The sequence below is a fragment of the Halomicrobium zhouii genome (assembly GCF_900114435.1).
GTDB lineage: Archaea > Halobacteriota > Halobacteria > Halobacteriales > Haloarculaceae > Halomicrobium > Halomicrobium zhouii.
In genome coordinates this window covers 929,921-952,306 of the sequence record NZ_FOZK01000002.1, presented here as the reverse complement: position 1 = coordinate 952,306, position 22,386 = coordinate 929,921, and the positions used below count along the sequence as shown (strand labels likewise).

Sequence of the window (22,386 nt, the reverse complement as noted above, 5' to 3'; positions counted from 1 at the left end):
ACAGTTGCGCTATCGCCGGTTCGAAAGGCCGACGAGGAACGAGCCAGCCCGGGAGAATATTGCCCAATCATTCCCGCCAGTCATAAACTCGAACGGGAAATATTATTAAGCTGTATCCATTACGAGAGAGTACCATGAGTGCACCCGAGGCGACCACTGCCGACGCGGAGCCAGCCGAGGCCGACTGGAGCGCCGTTCAAGAGTTACCCCCCAGCGCGAAACTCGTCGCGAAAGTACTGGAGTACGACGGGACGCTCACCCAGAGCCAGCTCGCCGACGAGACGCTCCTCCCGCCGCGGACCGTCCGCTACGCGCTGAACCGTCTCGAAGACGTCGGGGTCGTCGATTCGCGGTTCTCTTTCGCAGACGCACGCAAGCGCATCTACACCCTCACGATCGAGTGAACGGGCCGCCGCGGGAGTCAACTACCCTGCTCGCTTCGACGAACCTTTTTCAGCGATCACGCACCAACTCGCTTCATGTCCGACGACGCCGTCCGACGAGCACTCGCGAACCTGGCGCACTCGGCCGATTCTGAGTCCGAGACGGTCGATGTCTCGGGCCCGGACGAGCAGCCGGGAACGTACCGCAAAACGATCGAACGCGCGAGCGCCGCCGTCGAAGACCTGGACGCGGCGGCGGCGTTCGTCGAGGACGGTGGCCTCTCCGAACTCGAACGCGCCGTCGAGCAAGCGGAGCAGTCCGTGAGCGCGTGTGCCGAGGACGGCCGGCGTGCGCTGGCCGCGTTTCGTGAGTTCAGGGACGCCGCCGAGGGCACCGACACGAGCGAAGCGAGCGGAGATAGCAGCGACGAGCACGAGAGGGGCGACGCCGACCACTTCCACCCCGGTCACGGAACCTCTTTAGGAAGTGGTGACATAGGCCCGAGCGAATGACGAGGGTGATACACACCGGCGACACCCACCTCGGGTACCAGCAGTACCACGTCCCCGAACGCCGGCGGGACTTTCTCGCGGCGTTCCGGCAGGTCGTCGAGGACGCCGTCGCCGACGACGTCGACGCGGTGGTCCACGCCGGGGACCTCTTCCACGACCGGCGCCCGACGCTGTCGGACATCATGGGGACGCTCGACGTGCTGCGGAACCTCGACGACGCGGACATCCCGTTTCTCGCCGTGGTGGGCAACCACGAGGCCAAGCGCGACGCCCAGTGGCTCGACCTCTTCGAGTCGCTCGGCCTCGCCACGCGACTTGGCGACGACCCCGAGATAATTGGCGACACCGCCTTCTACGGGCTAGACTTCGTCCCGCGGTCGAAACGTGACGATCTCGCGTACTCGTTCGAGGACCACGACGCCGACTTCGCGGCGCTCGTGACCCACGGCCTGTTCCAGCCGTTCGAGCACGGGAACTGGGACGCCACCGAGATCCTGGACGGGGCCGGCGTCGACTTCGACGCGATGTTGCTCGGGGACGACCACGTCCCCGACACGGCCCAGGTCGCGGACACCTGGCTCACCTACTGCGGGTCGACCGAGCGCGCGAGCGCGGACGAACGGGAGGACCGGGGGTACAACATCGTCACCTTCGACGACGACGTCCAGATCAGCCGCCGGGGGCTGGACACGCGCGAGTTCGTCTTCTGCGAGGTCGAACTCGCCGAAGACGAGGGCGTCTCTCGCGTCCGCGAGGCCGTCGGCCAGTACGACCTGACCGACGCCGTCGTCATCGTCCACGTCGACGGCGACGGGGAACCAGTCACGCCCGCCAGCGTCGAAGAGTTCGCCCTGGATGAAGGAGCCCTCGTCGCCCGCGTCACCGACCACCGGGAACTGGCCGACGACCGCGAGGTCGAGGTGAACTTCGCCGACCCGGACGACGCAGTCCGCGAGCGCGTGCGCGAACTGGGCCTCAGCGAGGCCGCCCGGGACATCGACGAGACCATCCGGGCCTCGAAAGTCGCCGGCTCGAACGTCGCCGACGAGGTCGAATCACACGTCCGGGAACTCGTCGCCGACGAGGACCTGTCGGTGTTCGACGCGGCGCCAGAGCCTGCCGGTGAGGAAGTCGAACCCGGCGGCGAGGAAGCAGGGGCCGTCGTCGAGGGTGGAGACGCTCCGGAAACAGATTCTGAGACGGGCGCCTCGACGGCAGCGGAGAAGGTCACGACGGCCGCGGAGGCAGATGGCGGCACCGAAACCGACGGTAGTTCGCCGGAAGACTCTGCGACCGACGATTCTGCCTCCCCGAACGAGTCGCGACCGGAACCAGACGCCAGTGACGGCCAGTCGTCGATGGAGGAGTACCTGTGATCCGGAATCCCGTGACCCGCCGTCCGACGGGAGGTGAGGCCTGATGCGCTTCACGCGCGTCCGGGTCGAGAACTTCAAGTGCTACGCCGACGCCGACCTCCGCCTCGACCGCGGCGTCACGGTCATCCACGGGCTCAACGGGAGCGGCAAGTCGTCGTTACTGGAGGCCTGTTTCTTTGCACTCTACGGGTCGAAAGCGCTGGACGAGACGCTCGAAGCCGTCGTCTCGATCGGTGCCGAAGACGCGGAGGTCGAACTGTGGTTCACCCACGCTGGCGGGGACTACCACGTCGAACGCCGGATCCGCGTCCGGGACGAGCGCGCCGTCACGGCGAAGGCCGTCCTCGAGACGCCGGAGGGGACCTACGAGGGCGCGCGCGCCGTCCGCCAGCGGGTCACGGACCTGCTCCGGATGGACCACGAGGCGTTCGTCAACTGCGCCTACGTCCGCCAGGGCGAGGTCAACAAGTTGATCAACGCCTCGCCCGGCGAGCGCCAGGATATGCTCGACGACCTCCTCCAGCTCGGGAAGCTCGAGGAGTACCGCGAGCGCGCCAGCGACGCCCGCGTCGGCGTGAAACGAGTCCGAGACGGAAAGCGAGACGTCCTCGAAAATCTCGATCAACAGATCGAGGCCAAGGAGGACAAGGACCTCCACGAGCGGCTGAACGAACTTGGCGGCCAGGTCAACGAGGTCACCGCGGAGCGAGAGCGCATCGAGGACCAGCGCGAACAGGCGGTCCAGACTCGCGACGACGCGGAGTCGGTGCTCGAGGAGTACGAGGAGAAGCGGGCGGAACTGGACGAACTCGAAGATGAGATTGCGGAACTCCGGGACTCTATCGCCGAGACGGAACAGGAACGCGACGAACTGAACGAGCGGATCCGCGACCGGCGCGAGACACTCTCCGAAAAGCGCGACGAACTGGAGGATGCCGTCACCGAGAGCGAAGTCGAGGAAGCCGACACCGGGACTGTCGAAGCAAAGGTCGACGAACTCGAAGCGACCGACGACGACCTCCAGGAGCGGATCAAAGAACAGAGCGTCGAGGCCCAGGAACACAACAGCACGGCCGAGTCGCTGCGCGAACAGGCCAAGGACCTCGAATCGCGCGCCGACGCGAAGCGTGAGGAGGCCGCAGAAACCGAGACCGAACTGGCCGAGACCCGCGAGGAAATCGAGAAGAAACGGGCGCAACTCGACTCCCTGGACGAGAAGATCGAGACGTTATCGAGCGACTTCGACGACGCGCCCGCCGACAGGGCGTCGGTCAGCGAGCACCGCGAGGCGGTGGCGAGCGAACTCGACGAGGCCCGCCAGACCGTCACGGAGCTGGAGACGACGCTGAAGAGCGAGCGCGAGGCTCTCGAGGAGGCCGAGCGACTCCGGGACCAGGGGAAGTGCCCCGAGTGCGGTCAGGACGTCGACGGCTCGCCACACGTCGAGACCATCGAGGAAGACAGAGAGCGTATCGCAGAACTGGAAGCGGAACTCGAATCTGCCGCCGAGGAGCGCGACGAACTGGAAGCGAAGTTCGATCGCACCGAGGCCCTCGCCGAGACCGCCACGAAGCTCGACCAGCTGGAGACGAACCGCGAGACGGTCGAGACGCTCGTCGAGGAGAAGGAATCCGGGCTGGGTGACGACGAGGAGGCCATCGAACGGCTCCGCGAAGAGGCCGAGGAACTGGCGTCGACGGCCGAGGAGAAGCGTGCGGCCGCCTCCGAGGCCGAGGAATCGGCCGAAGAGTGCCGCAACGTCGTCGCCGAGTGCAACCAGGAACGCCAGGAGATACGGGAGCGTATCGACCGGCTGGAACGGGTTTCGACCCTGCTCGACGAGGTCGAGACCCTGGAGGAGGCGATCGAACGTCTGCGCGAACAGCACGACCAGAAGGGCGAGGTCAACGACGAACGCCGGGAGCGGCTGGCCGACAAGCGCGAACGGAAACAGGATCTGGCCGGGCAGTTCGACGACGAGAAGGTCGAGCAGGCCCGGAACGAACGCGACCGCGCGACCGAGTACGTCGAGAAGGCCGACGCGAGGCTAGAGGAACTCGAAGAGCGCCTGTCGGAGTTACAGAGCCAGGTCGGCGCCGTCGAGAACGAGATCGAGGAACTCGAGGGACTCCGGGAACGGCGCGAGGAGCTCTCGGAAACACTGGAACGGCTCGAATCGCTGTACGGGGAGGCCGACGACCTCCAGGAGATGTACGGCACCCTGCGGGCAGAGCTCCGCCAGCGCAACGTCGAGACGCTCGAACGGATGGTCAACGAGACGTTCGACCTGGTCTACCAGAACGACTCGTACGCCCGCATCGAACTGGACGGCGAGTATCAGCTGACCGTCTACCAGAAGGACGGCGAGGCACTCGACCCCGAACAGCTCTCCGGTGGCGAGCGAGCGCTGTTCAACCTTAGTCTGCGCTGTGCGATCTATCGACTGCTCGCGGAAGGGATCGAGGGCGCGGCTCCGATGCCGCCGCTCATCCTCGACGAACCGACGGTGTTCCTCGATTCGGGCCACGTCACGCAGTTACTCGACATGATCGAGTACATGCGCGACGACGTCGGCGTCGAACAGATCGTCGTCGTGAGCCACGACGAGGAACTCGTCGGCGCGGCGGACGACCTGGTGCGGGTGGCGAAAGACTCGACGACCAACCGGTCCTCGGTCGAACACGTGGAGACCGGCGTCGTCGCCGAACTGGCCGACTAGGGTCGAGGGCGCCGGTCAAACGGGTCGATTAGTCCCGCAGTCGCGCGAGCGCGTCGTGGCCCGCGTCGGTGATCTGGTAACCGCGGCGGCCCGCGACGTCCGTCTCCTCGACGAGCCCGGCGGCGCGAAACTCCGCGAGCAGCCCGTGGAGGTCGCTCTCGCAGAGGTCGTACGAATCGAGGAGGACGTGGACGTCGAGCGGGCCGCGGTCGTCGACTTCGACGAGTAGCCCGAGGGCCCGCTTGTCCGGGACGGCAGTGACGAGGCGGCGGGCGGGCTCGGGAACGGCCTTCGCAGCCGTCTCCAGCGGCGACTCCCCGTCGACCGGTTCGAGTTCGTCGTTCGGGACGTGGCGCTCCTCGCCGGTCTCGGGGTCGCGGACGCGGCTCGACTCCGAGGACTCCTTCAGGAGTAAATAGCGGTCGCCGTCGGCGTCCCGGACGGTTCGCATGGAATAGGATTACCGTCCAGGAGGGTTAGCCGTTGTGCTCCCCGTCGTCGTCGCGACTCTCTCTGAACTGGTAGTACCGAAACAGGCCGTACGCCATGGCGAGGACGCCGACCAGCGTCACCTGTAGCCCGAGGTCCCACCAGCCCTGGAAGGCGATCATCATCGGTCCGATGGCCAGCGCGGCGACGGCGACGTTGAACACGAGCACGAGCACCCAGAACAGTCCCCTGACGGTCCGGTCGGCGTCGCCGGGGTTCGGCGGTGACGGAGCCCCGGGACCGGGGAGGTCTTCGTCCTCTTCCTCGGAGAGAAGCGAGAAGTCGAGGTCGGATCCGCCGTACCGGTCGGCGTACTGGCGGGCGAGGTTTCGGTCGTCACCCTGGTCGTCCGACTGGCTCACGAGTCGTCGTTGGCGGGGGACCGCAAAAGTCGTTCGCCTACGCCCGGTCGCTCAGGCGAACGGCGGCGTCGGTCTGGAGCCACGCAAGCGGATTCTGGGCGTCGTAGAATACTGTCCCCTCGTCGGTCTGGTACGTCTCCGTGGACTGGATGGCATCGGGCAACTGTGGTTCCGACGTCAGTTCTATCGCGTCGTCCGTTTCTCCACTGGGTGCGTGGTTCGACATTGGGGCGTCGGAATGTGGTATGGGATGTCATGCCATATACTTTCCGGCACCAGTAGTTCAGACGACAGGACCGGCCCACCTAACCGGCCCGCCGGATCTGACGGTCCCTGGGTGGGGGTACGCTGCGATTTCGGTCAGTCGCCGTTGTCCCCCGTCTCGTCGAACCACTCCCGCACCGTCTTGTTCCACCCGTGCTCGTCAGATTCGCCCCACTGGCTCGCGTTCTTCTCCGGCCAGTCGTGGGCGGTTTCGTTCCACTCGCTGGCGTTCTTCCCGTGTCAGGTGCGCTCGTCGTTCTCCTTCCAGCCGTGCTTTTTCCCGTGTTTCCCCTTCCCGTGACCGTTACCTCGCTTCCCCTTTCCGTGCCCGTTTCCTTTCTTCCCCTTCCAGCCAGGGCCCTTCCCCGGTTCGTCGTCCCGACCTGGTCCGCACTCCACGTCGTCGTCCGATTCTTCGTCGTCCGACTCTTCGTCGTCGGGGGAGAGTTCGACCGTCACCGTCTCCGTCTCGTCGTCGACCGTCACGATCTTCTCGCCAGTCAGTCCGCCCTTCCGGGCCCTGACGGCGTAGTCGCCTTTGAACCCGCGCGTCTCGAAGACGCCGTCGTGGTCGGTCCAGCCGCGCTCGTGGGTCCACCACTCGTCGAAGACCAGGTCCCTGTAGACTTCGCCGTTCTCACGCAGCGTCCAGTCCGAATCGAAGTAGGCGCCGGTCGGTCGCCAGTGGTCTTCCTCCCAGAAGCCCCAGGACATGACGCCCTCGACGGCCTCCTTGCTGAACGCCATCGTGAGGAAGTCACGCGTGTAGTCGGCCTGGACCGCGACGTCCTGGGCGTTGCGGCGACTGAAAATCTCGATGTCGAACTCGGTGATGAGCAGCGGCAGGTCGAAGTCGGCGAACGCGTCGAAGCCCTCCTCCATGCTCCGGTCGCCCGTGATGGGGAGCATCTGGCCCCACTGCTGCTGGTGGTGGCCCATGAATCCGATCCCGTCGACGGGGTAGTCGTTCTCGACCAGGTGCTCGATGTAATCGAGGTACTGGCTCCGCTGCCACGCACCGCCGATGGCGCCCATCTCGTTGGTGTACAGTTCGTCGTCCGTGGCCTCGTTCGCCACCTGCCACCAGCGGTCGACTGCCTCCCAGCCGAGCCCTTCCGTGTCGCGGAAGTTGCTCTGCCAGATGGGGTGGTTGTGCATGTCCCAGTCGGAGACCTCGCCGTCGAACGTCTCGGCGTGGTTTCGGATCTTCTCGGCGACGAGGTCTTCGATCTCGTCGGTCGAGAGTTCGTCCGCGTTCTCGATGTACATGCCACCGCCGCCGTCGGTAGTGTACTCCTCCCACAGGAGGTAGTGGCCGCGAGTCGGAACGTCCCGCTCGTTCAGCCAGTCGAGCGTCGACCTGATGTCGTCCTGGGACATGTCCCAGCCCCCCTCCCAGGCCGGGTACTTCAGGCCGTTCTCGACGACGGCCTTGTTGAAGTACTCGAGGAAGGTTTCACGGTACGTCTCGTCGTCCTCCTCGTCGCCCGTGACGTGGTTGACGGAGACGGCGCTGCCGAAGTCGAACTCGTGTTCCTGCATCTCGACCTCGACGCCAGCGCGATTCATCGGCTGGCCGCCGGGCCCGAGGACCTCGACCTCGAGGTCGGTCTTGCGGTGTTCCTCGATCCGCTCGTGGGCCTCCTCCCGCCACTCGGCGTCTGGCGACCGGCCCTCGTAGTCGTAGGGCGGCAGCGTCCCCAGGTCGACGTCGTCGTCGCTGTAGTCGATCAGCGCCAGCCCGCCGAACTCGATCGTCTGATCGCCGTAGCCCGTCCAGAACTCCAGGAACGGGACGTGGTCCGACCCGTCGGGTTTCGCGCCCACCTCGATGGGGAAGAAGTAGCGCAGCCACTCGCCCGTCGGGTCCATCTCTGCACCCCGCTGGACGAAACTGTCGCTATAGGTCGTCTCCCCATCCGAGTCGGTGTACTCGTACTTGAACGACGCCTTCGCCTGCGCGTGTTCGGAATCGCTCCGGACGTACGCGACGCCCAGGAGGAGATCACCCTCGCTGAATGAGGCGTCTTCGATGAGCCCTTTATACGATACCTCGTGGGGCTGACCTGCGCCACCGGAGACGTTCAGCCGTCCCGCGGTCGTGATCGGGACGGCGTCGGTGTCGACCGAAATAGTCGACTCCTCGCCGTCGCCCTCGAGCGAGAAGGCCTCCAGTGCCGCCTCCTCAGTCGTGCCGTAGACGTACTCTCCTGCCGGGAGCGTCCTGTTCCCCCCGCGACCCGTGAGGTCGTCCCGGAGCGCCTGGTGGTAGTCGCCGAGCGAGTCTGCCGACTCCGTCGACTCCTGGGCCGTGGCGACCGAACTGCCGGCCGCCGTGACCCCTAGCGCGCCCACCGATTTCAGGAACGTTCGCCGCCTGCTCTCGAACCCTGTCCGTTCGTCTGGCATGAATATCCATTCAGCTCAGAGTGGTGGCGGTTACTTAATCTGCCACAATCGTTCAAATAATAGCAAGACGTCTGCTAGTTACCTCCTAACCACGGCGGCCTGTACCCGGTGTTCGGCCGCCATATCGGCCTTAGCAACCGTTTAACATCGTTTACAGACAGGGTGTGATTTCGTCAGCGGACGGCCGGCGACACGCAGGACAGACGGTGGTTCGGCCCAGCGGCCGACGTAGATCCGGTCACGGTCCCCGGCGACGTTCGAGCGACCGGACCGCCGTAGTTTTTACCGGGCGTCGCAAAGGTCGTCTCAACATGACCGACGAGGGCCAGCAAGGCCTCGATGCGTTCGCCACGAACGACGGGGACGGCGGAGAGCGGGACGCGACGGCGGAGGCCGAAGCCATCGCCGGCAACGGCGGGTCGACGGCCGACGTCGTCGACGCGAGCGAGCACCTGTTCCCCGACGTCGACGGCCACGAGGAGTTCGTCGTGACCCAGGTCGACTACACGATCGAGGGCAACGGGGACGACGAGTACCCCGTCGTCCACGTCTTCGGCCGGACGAGCGAGAACGAGGCGGTCCACGCACGCGTCTACGACTTCAGACCGTACTTCTACGCCCCGGTCGACTCCGTCTCCGACGACCGACTCCGCCAGTACGACCGGATCACCGGCTGGGAGGAGTTCGACGACGACGGCGAGCCCTACGAGTCCATCCGCGGGGAACGGCTGGTGAAGATATTCGGCCAGACCCCCCGCGACGTCGGCCAGATCCGCGACGAGTTCGACCACTACGAGGCGGACATCCTCTTCCCGAACCGGCTGCTCATCGACAAGGGCATCACGGGCGGCGTGCGCGTGCCCGTTCGCGAGGAAGACGACGGCTCGTTGCGAGTTCACCACGCCGAACTGGAACCGGCCGAGGTACAGGCCGACCCGCGCGTCAACACCTTCGACATCGAAGTCGACGACCGCCACGGCTTCCCCGAAGACGGCGAAGAGACGATCATCTGTCTCACCAGCCACGACTCCTACGACGACGAGTACGTCGTCTGGCTCTACGAGGACCCGGACAACGTCGCCGGCCCGGAGGCGCTCGAACGCTACGAGCCCATCAGCGGCGAGTTCGACGCCGACGTCCGCATCTTCGAGGAAGAAGAGGCGATGCTCGAAGCCTTCCTCGACTACATCGACGAGACAGATCCGGACATCCTCACGGGCTGGAACTTCGACGACTTCGACGCGCCGTACTTCCTCGACCGACTGGAGGAACTGCAGGACTACAACCACGACTACGACCTCGACTCGGACCGGCTCTCCCGCATCGACGAGGTGTGGCGCTCGAACTGGCAGGGCCCGAACGTCAAGGGACGGGTCGTCTTCGACCTGCTGTACGCATACCAGCGCACCCAGTTCAGCGAGCTGGATTCGTATCGGCTCGACGCCGTCGGCGAAGTGGAGCTGGGCGTCGGCAAGGAACGCTACAAGGGCGACATCGGCGACCTCTGGGAGGAGGACCCCGAGCGCCTGCTTGAGTACAACCTCCGCGACGTCGAACTCTGCGTGGAACTCGACCGCGAACAGGGCATCATCCCCTTCTGGGACGAGGTGCGCCAGTTCGTCGGCTGCAAGATCGAAGACGCGACGACGCCCGGCGACGCGGTGGACATGTACGTCCTCCACAAGCTCCACGGCAACTACGCGCTCCCCTCGAAGGGCCAGCAAGAGGGCGAGGAGTACGAGGGTGGGGCCGTCTTCGAACCGATCACCGGCGTGCGCGAGAACGTCACCGTGCTGGACCTGAAGTCACTGTACCCGATGTGCATGGTGACGACGAACGCGAGTCCCGAGACGAAGGTCACGCCCGACGAGTACGAGAGCGAGGAAGCGTTCGAGGAGAACACCTACCGCGCCCCCAACGGGACCCACTTCCGCAAGGAACCGGACGGCGTCATCCGGTCGATGGTCGACGAACTCCTCAGCGAGCGCGAGGAGAAGAAGTCCCTGCGCAACGAGCACGACCCCGATTCGGACGCCTACGGCCGGTACGACCGCCAGCAGGCCGCGGTGAAGGTCATCATGAACTCGCTGTACGGCGTGCTGGGCTGGGACCGGTTCCGCCTCTACGACAAGGAGATGGGCGCCGCCGTCACGGCGACGGGCCGCGACGTCATCCAGTTCACCGAGAAAGCCGCCAACGACATCGGCTACGACGTCGCCTACGGGGATACTGACAGTGTCATGCTCTCGCTCGGTAGCGACGTCTCCGTCGAGGAGGCCATCGAGCAGTCCTTCGAGATCGAGGACCACATCAACGGAGCCTACGACGAGTTCGCCCGCGAGGAACTGAACGCCGAGGACCACCGCTTCCAGATCGAGTTCGAGAAACTCTACCGGCGGTTCTTCCAGGCGGGCAAGAAGAAGCGCTACGCCGGCCACATCGTCTGGAAGGAGGGGAAGGACGTCGACGACATCGACATCACCGGCTTCGAGTACCAGCGCTCGGACATCTCGCCCATCACCAAGCGCGTCCAGAAGGAAGTCATCGACATGATCGTCCACGGCGAGGACCGCGAGGCCATCAAGGACTACGTCCACGCGGTCATCGAGGACTACCAGGCCGGGAACGTCGACCTCGACGACGTCGGTATCCCGGGCGGAATCGGCAAGCGCCTGGACAACTACGACACCGACACCGCACAGGTCCGGGGTGCGAAGTACGCGAACCTCATGCTCGGGACGAACTTCCAGCGGGGTTCCAAGCCAAAGCGCGTCTACCTCGACCGGGTCCACGACGACTTCTTCCAGCGCATCGAGGACGACATCCCGCCGGGCGCCGAGGACCTGTTCAACGAGTTCCGCCGCGACCAGGACGTCATCTGCTACGAGTTCGCCGACCAGGTGCCCGAGGAGTTCGAGATCGACTGGGAGAAGATGCTCGACAAGACCCTCCAGGGTCCCATCGAGCGGATTCTCGAAGCCCTGGACATCTCCTGGAACGAAGTGAAGTCCGGCCAGGAACAGACCGGCCTGGGGCAGTTCGGCTGACTCGGCGTTTTCGGCTTCTTCGAGTTCTAAAGTGGTGCTTCTGGGAGCAGTTCAGTGACTGCAGTCACTAGAACGAAGAAAGCCCTCGGCGTGCTGGGGTCGCGCGACCCATGCTGCGCGCGCTTCGCGTGCTTGCGGGGTCGTGCTTCCCCCACCCCGCCTCGCCCTTTCAGTCCGCCAAGGATCGCTTCAGCAGCCCTGCCCTTCCCCTGGTCGCGAGGGCCTCGCTGTCGGTCGGCCACTCGCTCCCGGCCATTCGGTTGCGGTAGGAAGCGTGTCGCTCGCCGAACGGTGAGCGACCGGGGAGTAGTGGACCCTCACGTGAGCGCGTTTCATCGCGAGAGTACTGTGGCCCTGGTGGACTGAAAGGGCGAGGGCGTTTCCGGGAACCCGGACCCCGCAAGCACGTGAGCGAAGCGAGCGCGCACAGCGTGGGTCCCGGGACCGGAAACGCGCGAGGGCTTTCGTCGTCTTGGATCCAGGTTTGGCGATAGCTCACACACGAACATCCACTCCTAGCTCTCCCCCGCGTTTATTGGGGAGTACGTGGACAGAGTGGTAGATGAGTGGGACGGAACTGTACATCGAGACGTGGGTGGACGCCGACGTCGAGGACCTGTGGGGGGCGACGCAGGAACCGGACCAGCACGAGCGGTGGGACCTCCGCTTTACCGACATCGACTATCTCCCGAGGCCCGACGAGAGCGAACCGCAGCAGTTCGACTACGAGACGAGAATCGGGTTCGGCATCGGCGTCGCTGGTGGCGGCGAGTCGACCGGCGAGCGTGCGGATGGAGGAGAGCGGACCTCCGCGCTCCGGTTCTGGTCCGACGACCCGAAGTCGCTGATCACCGAGGGGAACGGGTACTGGAAGTACCTCCCGGAGGACGGCGGCGTCCGGTTCCTGACTGCGTACAACTACGACACGCGCTTCGGCCGTCTCGGCAGCGTCTTCGACCGGTTCGTCTTCCGACCGCTGATGGTGTGGGCGACGGCGTGGAGTTTCGACCGTCTCCGCCTGTGGCTCGAATCGGACGTCTCTCCGGAGGCGTCGATGCGCCAGGCTATCGTCCACGCCGTAGCACGGCTCTCGCTCGCCGTGGTCTGGGTCTACCAGGGCCTGGTTCCGAAGCTACTCGGGCCCCATCCCGTCGAGCGGGAACTGTCTGCGGCGTTGCTACCGGCGGGGCTCCCCGTCGACGGGACCATCCAGGCGCTCGGCGCGGCCGAGGTCGGATTCGGCCTGCTGCTTCTCGTAGCCTGGCACCGCCGGTTGGCGTTCCCCGCGTCGGCGCTACTCACCGTGGCGCTGGTGGGCGCCGGCCTCGTCGCGAACCCGGGCTTGCTCGCCCATCCTCTCTCGTCGATTCCGCTGGGCGTCGCGATGCTCGGGCTCGCGGCCGTCGGCTACGCCGCCGGCGAGGAACTCCCGAGTGCCCGTCGCTGTATCACCGATCGGACGGAGAGTGACCTCCAGTGAACTCCATCTACCAGCGGGCCCTCGGCGAGGAGTTCGACGACCTCCACCCGAAGATGCAGCGGCGGTTCGGGTTCACGAGCGAGGACGGCGTGGCCGCCATCGGCCGCGGGACGATGGAGTACGTCCGCAACGGCGGGCTGTACACCCTCCCGTTCCTCGCCGTCGGGGCGACGATGCACACCATGTTCCCGGAGGAGAGCACTGCAGTCCCGTTCACCATCCGGAACTACGCGTACGAGGACGCCTACGGGCGGGAGACGGTGACCTGGCTGCGGACGTTCGAGTTGCCCAGGGAACGCCACTTCGACGCGGCGATGATCTACAGCGAGGAGCGCGACCGTATCGTCGACTACCTGGGGAAGCGCCACCACCTCGCGGTCGACGTCGACGTCGGCGTCAGCGACGCGGGCGGAATCGAACTCACGACCGGCGCCCAGCGCCTGTACGCGTTCGGGACGGGAATCGACTTCCCGCTCGTCCTCTCGGCGACGGCGAACGTCCACGAGTGGTACGACGAGGCGGCCGATAGCTATCGGATCGCCGTCCGCGTGACGAATCCGGTCGTCGGCCTGGTCTTCGAGTACTCGGGGTCGTTCGACGTCGAGTGGATCGACTGCGAGACGGCGCCCGACGAGGTTCGCCCGGTCTCCCCGACGCGCGGGGAGTGAAGTGCCCGGGGGAGCAAGCGCTCCGGGAGAAGGGACCAGGGAGCGCGAGCGGTCGAAGTCGGTCGTCCTCAGATCGATTCGTCGAACGTCATCTCGTAGTGGTCGAGCGCGAGCACGGCCGAGGCCAGGTTCCACCTGATCCGCTGGGCCTCCGTCGGGTGTCGCCCGTCCTCGGTGGTCCGGCGGGTCGGCTCACACAGCAGGCAGTCGCCGTCGTACTGGCCGCCGACCTTGTGGCTGAAGAAGGTGCCCCAGCCGCTCTGCAGGTTCCCGACGATGTAGTCGTAGTGGTCCGGCCAGTCGGTGACGAACTCCTCGTTGAGCGTGTCGACGACCGCGGCCGCGACGTCACGCGCTCGACCGGGCGTCGGGTAGAGGGCCTGCCCGAACCCGTCGTCGATGCCTGATTTGTAGATGCCCTGTGAGCTGTGGAGGTCGAACGCGATGTCCGGCTGGTAGGACTCGAACCGGTCCCAGATGACGCGCGCGATTTCGATCGTCGGCTCACTGCCGACGCGCCAGTGGTCGTTGAGGCTCCCCTCGTCGCCGCTGTAGACACCGGCCTCGATCGCGGTCTGGTCGGCGCGCGGAACGACGACGAGCGTTCCGGACTGGGGCGTCATCTCGACGAGCAACTCGGCGGCCTTCCAGCCGGCTGGCTCGATGCCGTGCTGGCCCGCGACGACGAACGCAGTCGGCCCGTCCCTGGCCGAATCGATTTCGTGCAGCGGCGTCGCCCACTTGGTGTCCGGCATGAGCATCTCGATCGACCGGTCCACGTCCTTCGAGTCGTTCCGCTCGGTGACCAGCTGTGGGTTCCGCCGCCGGCGTCGATACCGGCGGTAGGCCGCGAGGGCTCGTTCGATCCGCTCGACGCTCTCCTCGAGCGTGGCGTCCGTCATCGGCCCCCTCCGGCGTCGGGTCGGTCGGTCGGTGCCTGCATCGTCTTCCTCACGAGCGCGCCGAGGACACCTCGAGGTCGAAGAAGTAGTAGTAGTAATCGACCGGGCCGTCCGTCGCCGACGGGCTGTACCCGCCCCGGAACGTGACGCCGTTCCGGGAGTCGTCCTCGAACTGGCCGTATCCCTCCACGCGCCGGAGTTCGACCGCGTCGTCCGAGGGTCTGTAGAGGGTGGCCGGCGCGTTCGGGTTGTCCGGCGCTTCACGGGGCAGGAGGCGCGTCAGCAGGTACTGACCGGGCTCGTCGAGGAGGAAGTCGAGGTAGATGGTCTGACGGCCACCCGTCGCCTGGACGGTCATCGCCTCCAGCCGTGTGCCGAGCCCGTCCGTCTCCGGGTCGTACTCGTACAGCGCCGGGCTGAACCGGCCGGCGGAGTCTGCGTCGATGGTACACTCGCCGAGGTAGGCGGGTCGGTCCGTCTCGATGAGTAACCCGAACTCGTTGGTGAGGTGATAATCGCCTGCGGGAAGCACGGGGCCCACACGCCAGGTATTCGCCGTGCCGCTGACGACCTCCAGGCGCGTCAGTGCATCGTCCAGCCGCGAGGCGACGTCGTCGTCGACTTCGCCGACAGCAGCCTGGAGTCGTCCGTCGGCGACGGAGAGGTTCCGGCCGACGAGGGATTCCAGGCGCTGGCCGTCCGCGACGCTTCCCTGGATCGCCCCGACTTCTCCCAGGTCGTAGCCGTTGCAGTCGAGATTCCCGTCGAGTGTACGCGAACTGGTGGCTCCCGACGTGACGAGACCCGTCCCGAGCAGGCCGCCGGTGGCGAGGAGACCACCGAGTCCGAGCGCGGCGCGGCGCGACACACCGCCGGACGACCTCCCCCGACCACCGGACAGCCCCTCTGTCACCGACTCCCTCCTGTCCGAATCGGTCCTGTCTGGCACTATCTTTGGATGACCCGGACATTATTTAATAGTTTCTTACGCTGTATTATCGGGTCGAATCGTCCACGCCCGTTCACTGCGAAACTGTCGGGACCATCACCTGCTCGAGAGGCCCGCCGACGCGCGCACGAGAGCAGTGTTGCTACCGAAATCAGCGGTATCACAGAAACCAGGGAGACGAGTGGTACCAGTGAAACAGTACCCGTTCGACAGATAGCGTACATCTAGAAACCGGGCTCTATCGAAGTCTGGTGTGCGTTTCCACAAACGGGATCGAACGACGTGGTGTAGAATTTTTCCTCAGAATAAATTGTGTTTCCGATTCAGAAAAGTGGCCCGGGAAAACTCGAAACTATTATCAGCGTCTCTCTCTAGGTTTCGGGTGACCTAAGCATCTACTATGGCAGTACTCGAAATCAACAATCTACACGCGGAAGTCGCTGAAGAGGGCGGTGAGACCATCCTTCGCGGCGTCGACCTCGAAGTCGAGTCCGGAGAGATCCACGCGCTGATGGGTCCCAACGGCTCGGGCAAGTCGACGACGGCGAAGATCATCGCGGGCCACCCGGCCTACGACGTGACCGACGGCGAGGTCCTCATCCACCTCGAGGACGACGAGTTCGGCGAGGACTTCGAAATCCCCGAGGACAAGCGCACCTGGAACCTCCTCGACCTGGAGCCCAACGAACGCGCCGCGCTCGGCGTGTTCCTCGGCTTCCAGTACCCTGCGGAGATCGAGGGCGTCACGATGGTGAACTTCCTCCGCACGGCGCTCAACGCCAAGCTCGAAGAGCGCGAGGAACTGTTCGAGGACGACGACGAGGCCGAAGCCGACGAGGAAGACGAGGACGTCGGCTACGACACCTCCCCGATGGAGGGTGACGTCGACGAGGGCGAGGTGGGCGTCGCCGAGTTCCAGCAGCTCCTCAAGGAGAAGATGGAACAGCTCGACATGGACGAGAAGTTCGCCAATCGCTACCTCAACGCGGGCTTCTCCGGCGGGGAGAAAAAGCAGAACGAGGTCCTCCAGGCCGCGATCCTCGAGCCATCCGTCGCCGTGCTCGACGAGATCGACTCCGGGCTGGACATCGACCGCCTGCAGGACGTCTCCGACGGCATCAACGCGCTCCGTGACGAGCAGGGGACCGGCGTCCTGCAGATCACCCACTACCAGCGCATCCTCGACTACGTCGAACCGGACCACGTCCACGTGATGATCGACGGCGAAATCGCCAAGTCCGGCGACGCGACGCTGGCCGAGGAACTCGAGGACAAGGGGTACGACTGGGTCCGCGAAGAAGTGTACGAGGCCGCGTGACCGTCTCGTATCGTCCCGGGCACAAGTCCCTTAACCGCACACACCCAAGCCGCAGACAACAACCATGAGCTCAGATCAAGACCAACTCAAAGAAACGGACACCGAGGCCCGCTTCGAATTCAAGAAGGAGGAAAAGTCCGCCTTCGAGACCGACAAAGGCCTCACCGAGGAGACCGTCCGCCTCATCTCCGAGGACAAGGACGAGCCCGAGTGGATGCTCGAGCGACGTCTCCGCGCACTCGAACAGTTCCAGGAAATGCCGATGCCGACCGACTGGCCCGGCCAGCCGGACCTCTCGGAGGTCGACCTCAACGAGATCGTCCCCTACATCCGGCCCGACATCGAGACCCGCGGCGGGGCCGAGAACTGGGAGGACCTCCCGGAAGAGATCCAGGACACCTTCGACAAGCTGGGCATCCCTGAGGCCGAGAAGAACGCCCTCTCCGGCGTCGGCGCCCAGTACGAGTCCGAGATCGTCTACCAGAACATGCAGGAGCGCTGGGAGGAGAAGGGCGTCATCTTCATGGACATGGACAAGGCCGTCCAGGAGCACCCCGACCTCGTCCGCGAGCACTTCATGACGAAGTGCGTCCCCCCGAGCGACAACAAGTTCGCGGCGCTCCACGGCGCCATCTGGTCCGGCGGCTCGTTCGTCTACGTCCCCGAGGACACGACGGTCGACATGCCGGTCCAGGCGTACTTCCGCATGAACTCCGAGGGGATGGGTCAGTTCGAGCACACGCTCATCGTCGCCGAGGAGAACTCGGAAGTCCACTACATCGAGGGCTGTTCCGCGCCGAAGTACTCCGCGTTCAACCTCCACAGCGGCTGCGTGGAGGTCTTCGTCCGCGACAACGCCCACGTCCAGTACTCCACGGTGCAGAACTGGTCGAAGAACACGTACAACCTCAACACCAAGCGCGCCATCGTCGAGGAAGAGGGCACGATGGAGTGGGTCTCGGGCTCCATGGGCTCGAAGGCCACCATGCTCTACCCCGCGACGATCCTCAAGGGCCCGGGCGCGACGGACAACCACATCACCATCGCGTTCGCGGGCAAGGGTCAGAACATCGACACCGGGGCGAAGGTGTACCACAACGCGCCCGACACGAAGTCGACCATCGAGTCCAAGTCCATCAGCAAGGACGGCGGCCGCACCAACTACCGCGGCCTCGTCCACATCTCCGACGGCGCCGAGAACTCCTCGACGTCGGTCGAGTGTGACGCGCTGATGTTCGACAACGAGTCCACCTCGGACACGATGCCGTACATGGAGATCCAGGAGAACAAGGTCGACGTCGCCCACGAGGCGACCGTCGGCAAGATCGGCGACGAGGACGTCTTCTACCTCCAGAGCCGCGGCCTGGACGACGACGACGCAAAGCAGATGATCGTCGCCGGCTTCATCGAGCCCATCACGGAGGAACTGCCCATCGAGTACGCGGTCGAACTGAATCGATTGATCGAACTCGAGATGGAGGGAAGCCTCGGGTAACTCCCCGGATCTACCATGAGTACGCAGCTAACAGCCAACCTCACGGAGGAGCAGGTACAGCAGATTTCCGCGGAGCTCGACGAGCCCGACTGGCTGCTCGAGACCCGCCTCGACGCCCTCGCGGCGCTCGAGGATCTGGACATGCCGAAGGTCATCCGGACCCCCGGTCGCGACTGGACCAACCTCGACGCGCTCGATTACGAGACGCTCGTCGACCCCCTCGAGTGGGAACAGGAGAAAGACCGCGTTGACGCCGAAGGCGTCGACGTGCTCTCCTGGGCCGACGCGCTCGACCAGCACGGCGACCTGATCGAGGAGCACTTCGGGTCGGTCGTCGACCCGCAGCGTGACTACCTCACGGCGCTCTCGACCGCACTGTTCGCGGCCGGGACCGTCGTCTACGTCCCCGAGGGCGTCGCCGCCGAGGACGTGAAGATCCGGACGACGATGAACAGCCGGTCGCTGTTCAACTACACGCTCGTCGTCGCCGAGGAGTCATCCTCGGTCACCATCCTGGAGCGCCAGCGTACGGGGACGAACGTCGACGGCGAGCAGTACTACTCCGGCGTCGTCGAGGCCGTCGCCGGCGAGAACGCACACATCCAGTACGGCACGCTCCAGAACCTGGCCGAAGACACGTACAACTTCCAGGTCAAGCGCGGCCACGCCGGCACCTACGGCAGCATCGACTGGATCGAGGGCAACATCGGTTCCCGGCTCACGAAGACGAACGTCGAGACCCGACTGCTCGGCGACTCCTCGGAGTCGAAGATCGTCGGCGCGTTCTTCGGCCACGAGGACCAGCACTTCGATCTGGCCTCGCGCGTCTGGCACGAGGCCGAGCACACCACGGCCGATCTGGTCACCCGCGGCGTCCTCGACGACGCGGCCCGGTCGGTGTACGAGGGCGTCCAGGACGTCGGCCGCGAGGCCTGGGACACGAACTCCTACCAGCGCGAGAACACGCTGATGCTCTCCGAGGATAGCGAGGCCGACGCGTCCCCGAAGCTGATCATCAACAACCACGACACGGAAGCGAGCCACTCCGCGACGGTCGGACAGGTCGACGAGGAGGACCTGTTCTACATGACCTCGCGCGGCGTGCACCCCGAACTCGCCCGGAACATGCTCGTCGAGGGCTTCTTCGTCCCCGTCCTCGAAGAGGTCGCCGTCGACGAACTCCGCGACGACCTCGACGACCTCATCGTCGAGCGTCTCGTCGAGTAACCAATCGCTCTTCGCCGCATGTTTTCTCGGGCGTTCGCTGTTCCGCTACTTGCTGCACGCCACCGACCAGCAGGGCAGATAGGGCTCCCCTCCGCGGGTGCGAACGACCTGCTTCTCGCCCTCATTCTCGTCGTCACTGCGGTGATGATGTTCGTCTTCTGGGGGATCGTCTTCTGGATCCTCTTTCGGATCACTCGGTTTCTCTGGGGCCTGATCGCGGAACGGGTTAGATACGACCAGCGAGAGCTGGAGTGACGGTCGCACGGAGGGAATCGCTTAAGTCGCCACCTCCCCGAAACTGGACCATGACCGCATCGTCCGACGAACGTTCCGGGAGGGGGTGGCAGTGAGCCTCCAGCGACCCATCGGCTCGGACCACCAGCTCGCCCGGCTCCTGCAGATCGGCGTCGTGCTCGAAGAGGTCGTCGAGGCCCGCGCCGACAAGCACGCCCAGGTGACCGCTGCGGACCTCGACGAGGAGGTCGTGACGCTGTTCGAACACGCCGCCGAGGAGTCCGCGGAGCACCGCGACCGGCTCGAAGCGCTCATCGACGACATGGACGCCGACACGGTGCCCTTCGAGGAGATAAAGCGCCTCGTCGAAGCCCAGTACGAGGCCGACGACGACTTCGACGGCGTCCTCTACGACCAGCTCTGCAACGAGGAGACCGCCTACAAGTTCTACGACGACCTCATCGGCGCCATCGCGGCGTCGAACACGGAGTTCAGCATCGACCGCAACCGGCTCGTCGATACCCTCCGCTCGATCCGCGACGAGGAGGCCGACGGCGTCGAGGAAGTGACGCGACTGATGGAGGCGCGAGAATAGAATGAACACGGCAGACCAGTATCTCAAAGCGATCTACCTCGTCCAGGAACAGGAAGACGGTCCCGCCTCGACCGGCGACGTCGCCGACCTGCTGGAGGTGAGCCCCGCCAGCGCCAACGAGATGATCGGCAAGCTCGAGTCCCAGGAGTTGCTCGACCACGAGAAGTACAAGGGCGTCGACCTCACCGACGAGGGGATCCGACGGGCCCGGCTCTCGCTCCAGAACTACTGCATCATCCAGCGCTTCCTCGTCGAGGTACTCGAAGTCCAGGAGTTCCGCGAGGAGGCCAAACAGCTAGAGGGCGTCATCGACGAGACGGTCGCCGAGCGACTGGACACGATCATCGACCGCGAGCCCCAGTGCCCCGACTGTTTCAACGCGGAAGAAGACGTCTGCGGCCTGCTGGAACCCGAACTCGAAGCCTCCGACTGAACGACTCGTCTTTTCGTTGTCGTCGCTGCGGACTCAGTCGCGCTCCGCTACCAGTTCTCTCGCCTCGTCGGTGTACCAGACGACGGAGAAGTCCGCCGGACTCGGCAGCGCACACGCCATCCACCCCATGACGACCATCGACCCGAACAGCGACCCCGTCACCTGTCCGCTCGTCACGGCCCACGCGTACGCGCCGACGGGGACCAGCATCGCCATGGGCGCCATCGACGCGCCACGCAAGCGCCAGTTGGAACAGTCCGCCGGGATCGACTCCATCTCGACCGACGCCCACGACCCGGAGACGAGCGTGTGGAAGCCGCCCCGTTCGCCGCGAACCCGTCGGAGCACGAGCGAACACCGCACGCCGCCGGACCGCAAGACCAGCACGTGGAGCAGTTCGTGGACGACGACACCGCCTGCGACAGACAGGAGGAGTCCGAGTCCAGCGAGAACTGCCGTCGCGATCATTGGTCTCCGTTTTCGAAGGGATCGTATAGGTCTTCCGTCCCAGTAACGCCGCCCTACTGCGATTTCGGTGAACGATCTGCGCTCCTAACGGGGGACATCGCACCAAGCTGGGTGCGGTATCAGTGTTCTCCACCGCCGGAAAGTAACGCTATTAAGGAATCAGGGGGAACCAAGGAATTGCAGTCCCGTGGTGTAGTGGCCAATCATATGGGCCTTTGGACGCGATCTGGTTTCGACCGGATTCGGAAGAGAGCCTATGACGGCGGTTCGAATCCGCCCGGGACTATCTTCTCGCGAACGCAGGTGAGCGAGAGATATCCCCGGCGGTTCGGGCCCAGAGGACGAGTGCAGCGAGTCCTCGCGGTTCGAATCCGCCGGAAGAGCGGGGCTCTTCCGAGCCCTCGTTCACTGCGTTCACGAGGACGCCCGGGACTATTCTGCGACGAACGGACGTGAGGAGCGAATAGCCCACAAGGATTCGAACCCTGCAAGACGAGCGTAGCGAGTCTTGCTCCGGTTCGAATCCGCCGCCGAACGCGAGCGTTCGGCGAGTCTGGGCTCGCGTCGCTCGCGCAGACGCCGAAAGAGCGGGCTCTTCCGAGCCCTCGTTCACTCGTTTGCGGGAACGGCCGCGACTATCTTCTCGCGAACGCACACGAAGGAGAGACATCACTCCAGTGAACCCGTTTCCGGCCCGCAAGTACGGCCGGCGGGGGAAGCTATTTGGTACCTCTTCACATGGTACCGAGTGGATCGACATGCAACCGTGCCAAAACTGTCAGGCGGTCATCGACGAGTACATCCTGGACAAACAACTCGAACCCCTGCGCGAACTCACGGTCGACGACTTCAACCTCTGTGCGGACTGTGTGACGATCGTCCCCGACGCGTGCGTGGAGTGTGGCGGCGCGGTCTACGTCCCCCGTTCCGAGGCCGGCGTCCCGGACTACTGCCCGGCCTGTCGGTCGGACCGGATCGAACAGACTGGCCAGGATCCCGGCTGGCACTGCGAATCGGTTCACGGCTGAACGGCGAGCGGTCGTTTCGGACGGTCT

General features: G+C 65.2%; 21 protein-coding genes and 1 tRNA gene. 15 read left to right on the top strand and 7 right to left on the bottom strand.

The genetic code is table 11. The features are described from left to right. The first annotated feature begins 134 nt into the window (after positions 1 to 134). From BM337_RS11905 to rad50, 4 genes are all read left to right on the top strand, one after another. Positions 135 to 404, top strand: coding sequence for a winged helix-turn-helix transcriptional regulator (locus BM337_RS11905; RefSeq protein WP_089816811.1), 270 nt, complete (start codon positions 135 to 137; stop codon positions 402 to 404). A 75-nt stretch (positions 405 to 479) separates the two neighbouring features. Continuing rightward, the gene (locus BM337_RS11900) at positions 480 to 896 is read left to right on the top strand and encodes a DUF7966 family protein (protein ID WP_177227454.1); all 417 of its coding nucleotides are present in this window, start codon (positions 480 to 482) and stop codon (positions 894 to 896) included. Next, positions 893 to 2,272: a DNA double-strand break repair protein Mre11 gene (gene mre11, locus BM337_RS11895; protein WP_089816810.1), complete on the top strand. Its 1,380-nt coding sequence runs from the start codon at positions 893 to 895 to the stop codon at positions 2,270 to 2,272. Before BM337_RS11900 ends, mre11 begins: the two co-directional genes overlap by 4 nt. A gap of 43 nt (positions 2,273 to 2,315) precedes the next feature. Further along, positions 2,316 to 4,991 (top strand): DNA double-strand break repair ATPase Rad50, encoded by a 2,676-nt coding sequence (gene rad50 / locus BM337_RS11890; RefSeq protein WP_089816809.1) that lies wholly within the window; start codon positions 2,316 to 2,318, stop codon positions 4,989 to 4,991. A gap of 28 nt (positions 4,992 to 5,019) precedes the next feature. On the opposite strand, the gene BM337_RS11885 is transcribed toward rad50, so the two are convergent. The 4 genes from BM337_RS11885 to BM337_RS11870 all read right to left on the bottom strand — a co-directional run bounded on the left by BM337_RS11885 (position 5,020) and on the right by BM337_RS11870 (position 8,515). Next, positions 5,020 to 5,442 (bottom strand): DUF7346 family protein, encoded by a 423-nt coding sequence (locus tag BM337_RS11885; protein ID WP_089816808.1) that lies wholly within the window; start codon positions 5,440 to 5,442, stop codon positions 5,020 to 5,022. Positions 5,443 to 5,467: 25 nt separating this feature from the next. Next, positions 5,468 to 5,842, bottom strand: a complete 375-nt coding sequence (locus BM337_RS11880) for a DUF7322 domain-containing protein (protein ID WP_089816807.1) — start codon at positions 5,840 to 5,842, stop codon at positions 5,468 to 5,470. 37 nt (positions 5,843 to 5,879) lie between these two features. Further along, on the bottom strand, positions 5,880 to 6,068 hold the full coding sequence (locus tag BM337_RS11875) for a DUF7331 family protein (RefSeq protein WP_089816806.1): 189 nt from the start codon (positions 6,066 to 6,068) through the stop codon (positions 5,880 to 5,882). Positions 6,069 to 6,346: 278 nt separating this feature from the next. Then, positions 6,347 to 8,515 (bottom strand): endo-1,4-beta-xylanase, encoded by a 2,169-nt coding sequence (locus tag BM337_RS11870; RefSeq protein WP_089816805.1) that lies wholly within the window; start codon positions 8,513 to 8,515, stop codon positions 6,347 to 6,349. Positions 8,516 to 8,826: 311 nt separating this feature from the next. On the opposite strand from BM337_RS11870, the gene BM337_RS11865 reads away from it, so the two are divergent. The 3 genes from BM337_RS11865 to BM337_RS11855 all read left to right on the top strand — a co-directional run bounded on the left by BM337_RS11865 (position 8,827) and on the right by BM337_RS11855 (position 13,710). Further along, positions 8,827 to 11,562, top strand: coding sequence for a DNA-directed DNA polymerase (locus tag BM337_RS11865; protein ID WP_089816804.1), 2,736 nt, complete (start codon positions 8,827 to 8,829; stop codon positions 11,560 to 11,562). A 562-nt stretch (positions 11,563 to 12,124) separates the two neighbouring features. Further along, on the top strand, positions 12,125 to 13,042 hold the full coding sequence (locus BM337_RS11860; RefSeq protein ID WP_089816803.1) for a DoxX-like family protein: 918 nt from the start codon (positions 12,125 to 12,127) through the stop codon (positions 13,040 to 13,042). Further along, positions 13,039 to 13,710 carry a DUF4166 domain-containing protein gene (locus BM337_RS11855; RefSeq protein WP_089816802.1) on the top strand — a complete coding sequence of 224 codons (672 nt, stop codon included), beginning with the start codon at positions 13,039 to 13,041 and terminating at the stop codon, positions 13,708 to 13,710. The genes BM337_RS11860 and BM337_RS11855 overlap by 4 nt, the downstream gene beginning before the upstream one ends. A gap of 68 nt (positions 13,711 to 13,778) precedes the next feature. Here BM337_RS11855 and BM337_RS11850 read toward each other — a convergent pair whose 3' ends face one another. Next, a complete protein-coding gene (locus tag BM337_RS11850) occupies positions 13,779 to 14,612 on the bottom strand; it encodes a M14 family metallopeptidase (protein ID WP_089816801.1) in 834 nt (277 codons plus the stop codon). Positions 14,613 to 14,661: 49 nt separating this feature from the next. Further along, a complete protein-coding gene (locus BM337_RS11845; protein ID WP_089816800.1) occupies positions 14,662 to 15,480 on the bottom strand; it encodes a hypothetical protein in 819 nt (272 codons plus the stop codon). A 481-nt stretch (positions 15,481 to 15,961) separates the two neighbouring features. Here BM337_RS11845 and BM337_RS11840 point away from each other — a divergent pair, with 481 nt between their 5' ends. The 6 genes from BM337_RS11840 to BM337_RS11815 all read left to right on the top strand — a co-directional run bounded on the left by BM337_RS11840 (position 15,962) and on the right by BM337_RS11815 (position 20,863). Next, positions 15,962 to 16,879: an ABC transporter ATP-binding protein gene (locus BM337_RS11840; protein ID WP_089816799.1), complete on the top strand. Its 918-nt coding sequence runs from the start codon at positions 15,962 to 15,964 to the stop codon at positions 16,877 to 16,879. A 64-nt stretch (positions 16,880 to 16,943) separates the two neighbouring features. Continuing rightward, positions 16,944 to 18,374, top strand: a complete 1,431-nt coding sequence (sufB, locus tag BM337_RS11835) for a Fe-S cluster assembly protein SufB (protein WP_089816798.1) — start codon at positions 16,944 to 16,946, stop codon at positions 18,372 to 18,374. Positions 18,375 to 18,389: 15 nt separating this feature from the next. Continuing rightward, positions 18,390 to 19,601 carry a Fe-S cluster assembly protein SufD gene (sufD, locus tag BM337_RS11830; RefSeq protein WP_089816797.1) on the top strand — a complete coding sequence of 404 codons (1,212 nt, stop codon included), beginning with the start codon at positions 18,390 to 18,392 and terminating at the stop codon, positions 19,599 to 19,601. Positions 19,602 to 19,619: 18 nt separating this feature from the next. Beyond that, positions 19,620 to 19,856, top strand: a complete 237-nt coding sequence (locus tag BM337_RS11825) for a hypothetical protein (RefSeq protein ID WP_089816796.1) — start codon at positions 19,620 to 19,622, stop codon at positions 19,854 to 19,856. 91 nt (positions 19,857 to 19,947) lie between these two features. After that, complete coding sequence (locus BM337_RS11820) at positions 19,948 to 20,430, top strand: rubrerythrin (protein ID WP_089816795.1); 483 nt, start codon at positions 19,948 to 19,950, stop codon at positions 20,428 to 20,430. Between the two features lies 1 nt (position 20,431). Continuing rightward, a complete protein-coding gene (locus BM337_RS11815) occupies positions 20,432 to 20,863 on the top strand; it encodes a metal-dependent transcriptional regulator (protein WP_089816794.1) in 432 nt (143 codons plus the stop codon). Between the two features lie 33 nt (positions 20,864 to 20,896). Here the strand turns inward: BM337_RS11815 and BM337_RS11810 are convergent, their stop codons facing one another. Continuing rightward, positions 20,897 to 21,331: a hypothetical protein gene (locus BM337_RS11810; protein ID WP_089816793.1), complete on the bottom strand. Its 435-nt coding sequence runs from the start codon at positions 21,329 to 21,331 to the stop codon at positions 20,897 to 20,899. Between the two features lie 181 nt (positions 21,332 to 21,512). Between BM337_RS11810 and BM337_RS11805 the strand changes: the two genes are divergently transcribed. Both BM337_RS11805 and BM337_RS11800 read left to right on the top strand, forming a co-directional pair. Next, positions 21,513 to 21,617: transfer RNA gene (locus BM337_RS11805), tRNA-Gln, on the top strand. A gap of 472 nt (positions 21,618 to 22,089) precedes the next feature. After that, positions 22,090 to 22,359 (top strand): DUF7571 family protein, encoded by a 270-nt coding sequence (locus tag BM337_RS11800; protein ID WP_089816792.1) that lies wholly within the window; start codon positions 22,090 to 22,092, stop codon positions 22,357 to 22,359. Positions 22,360 to 22,386 lie beyond the last annotated feature (27 nt).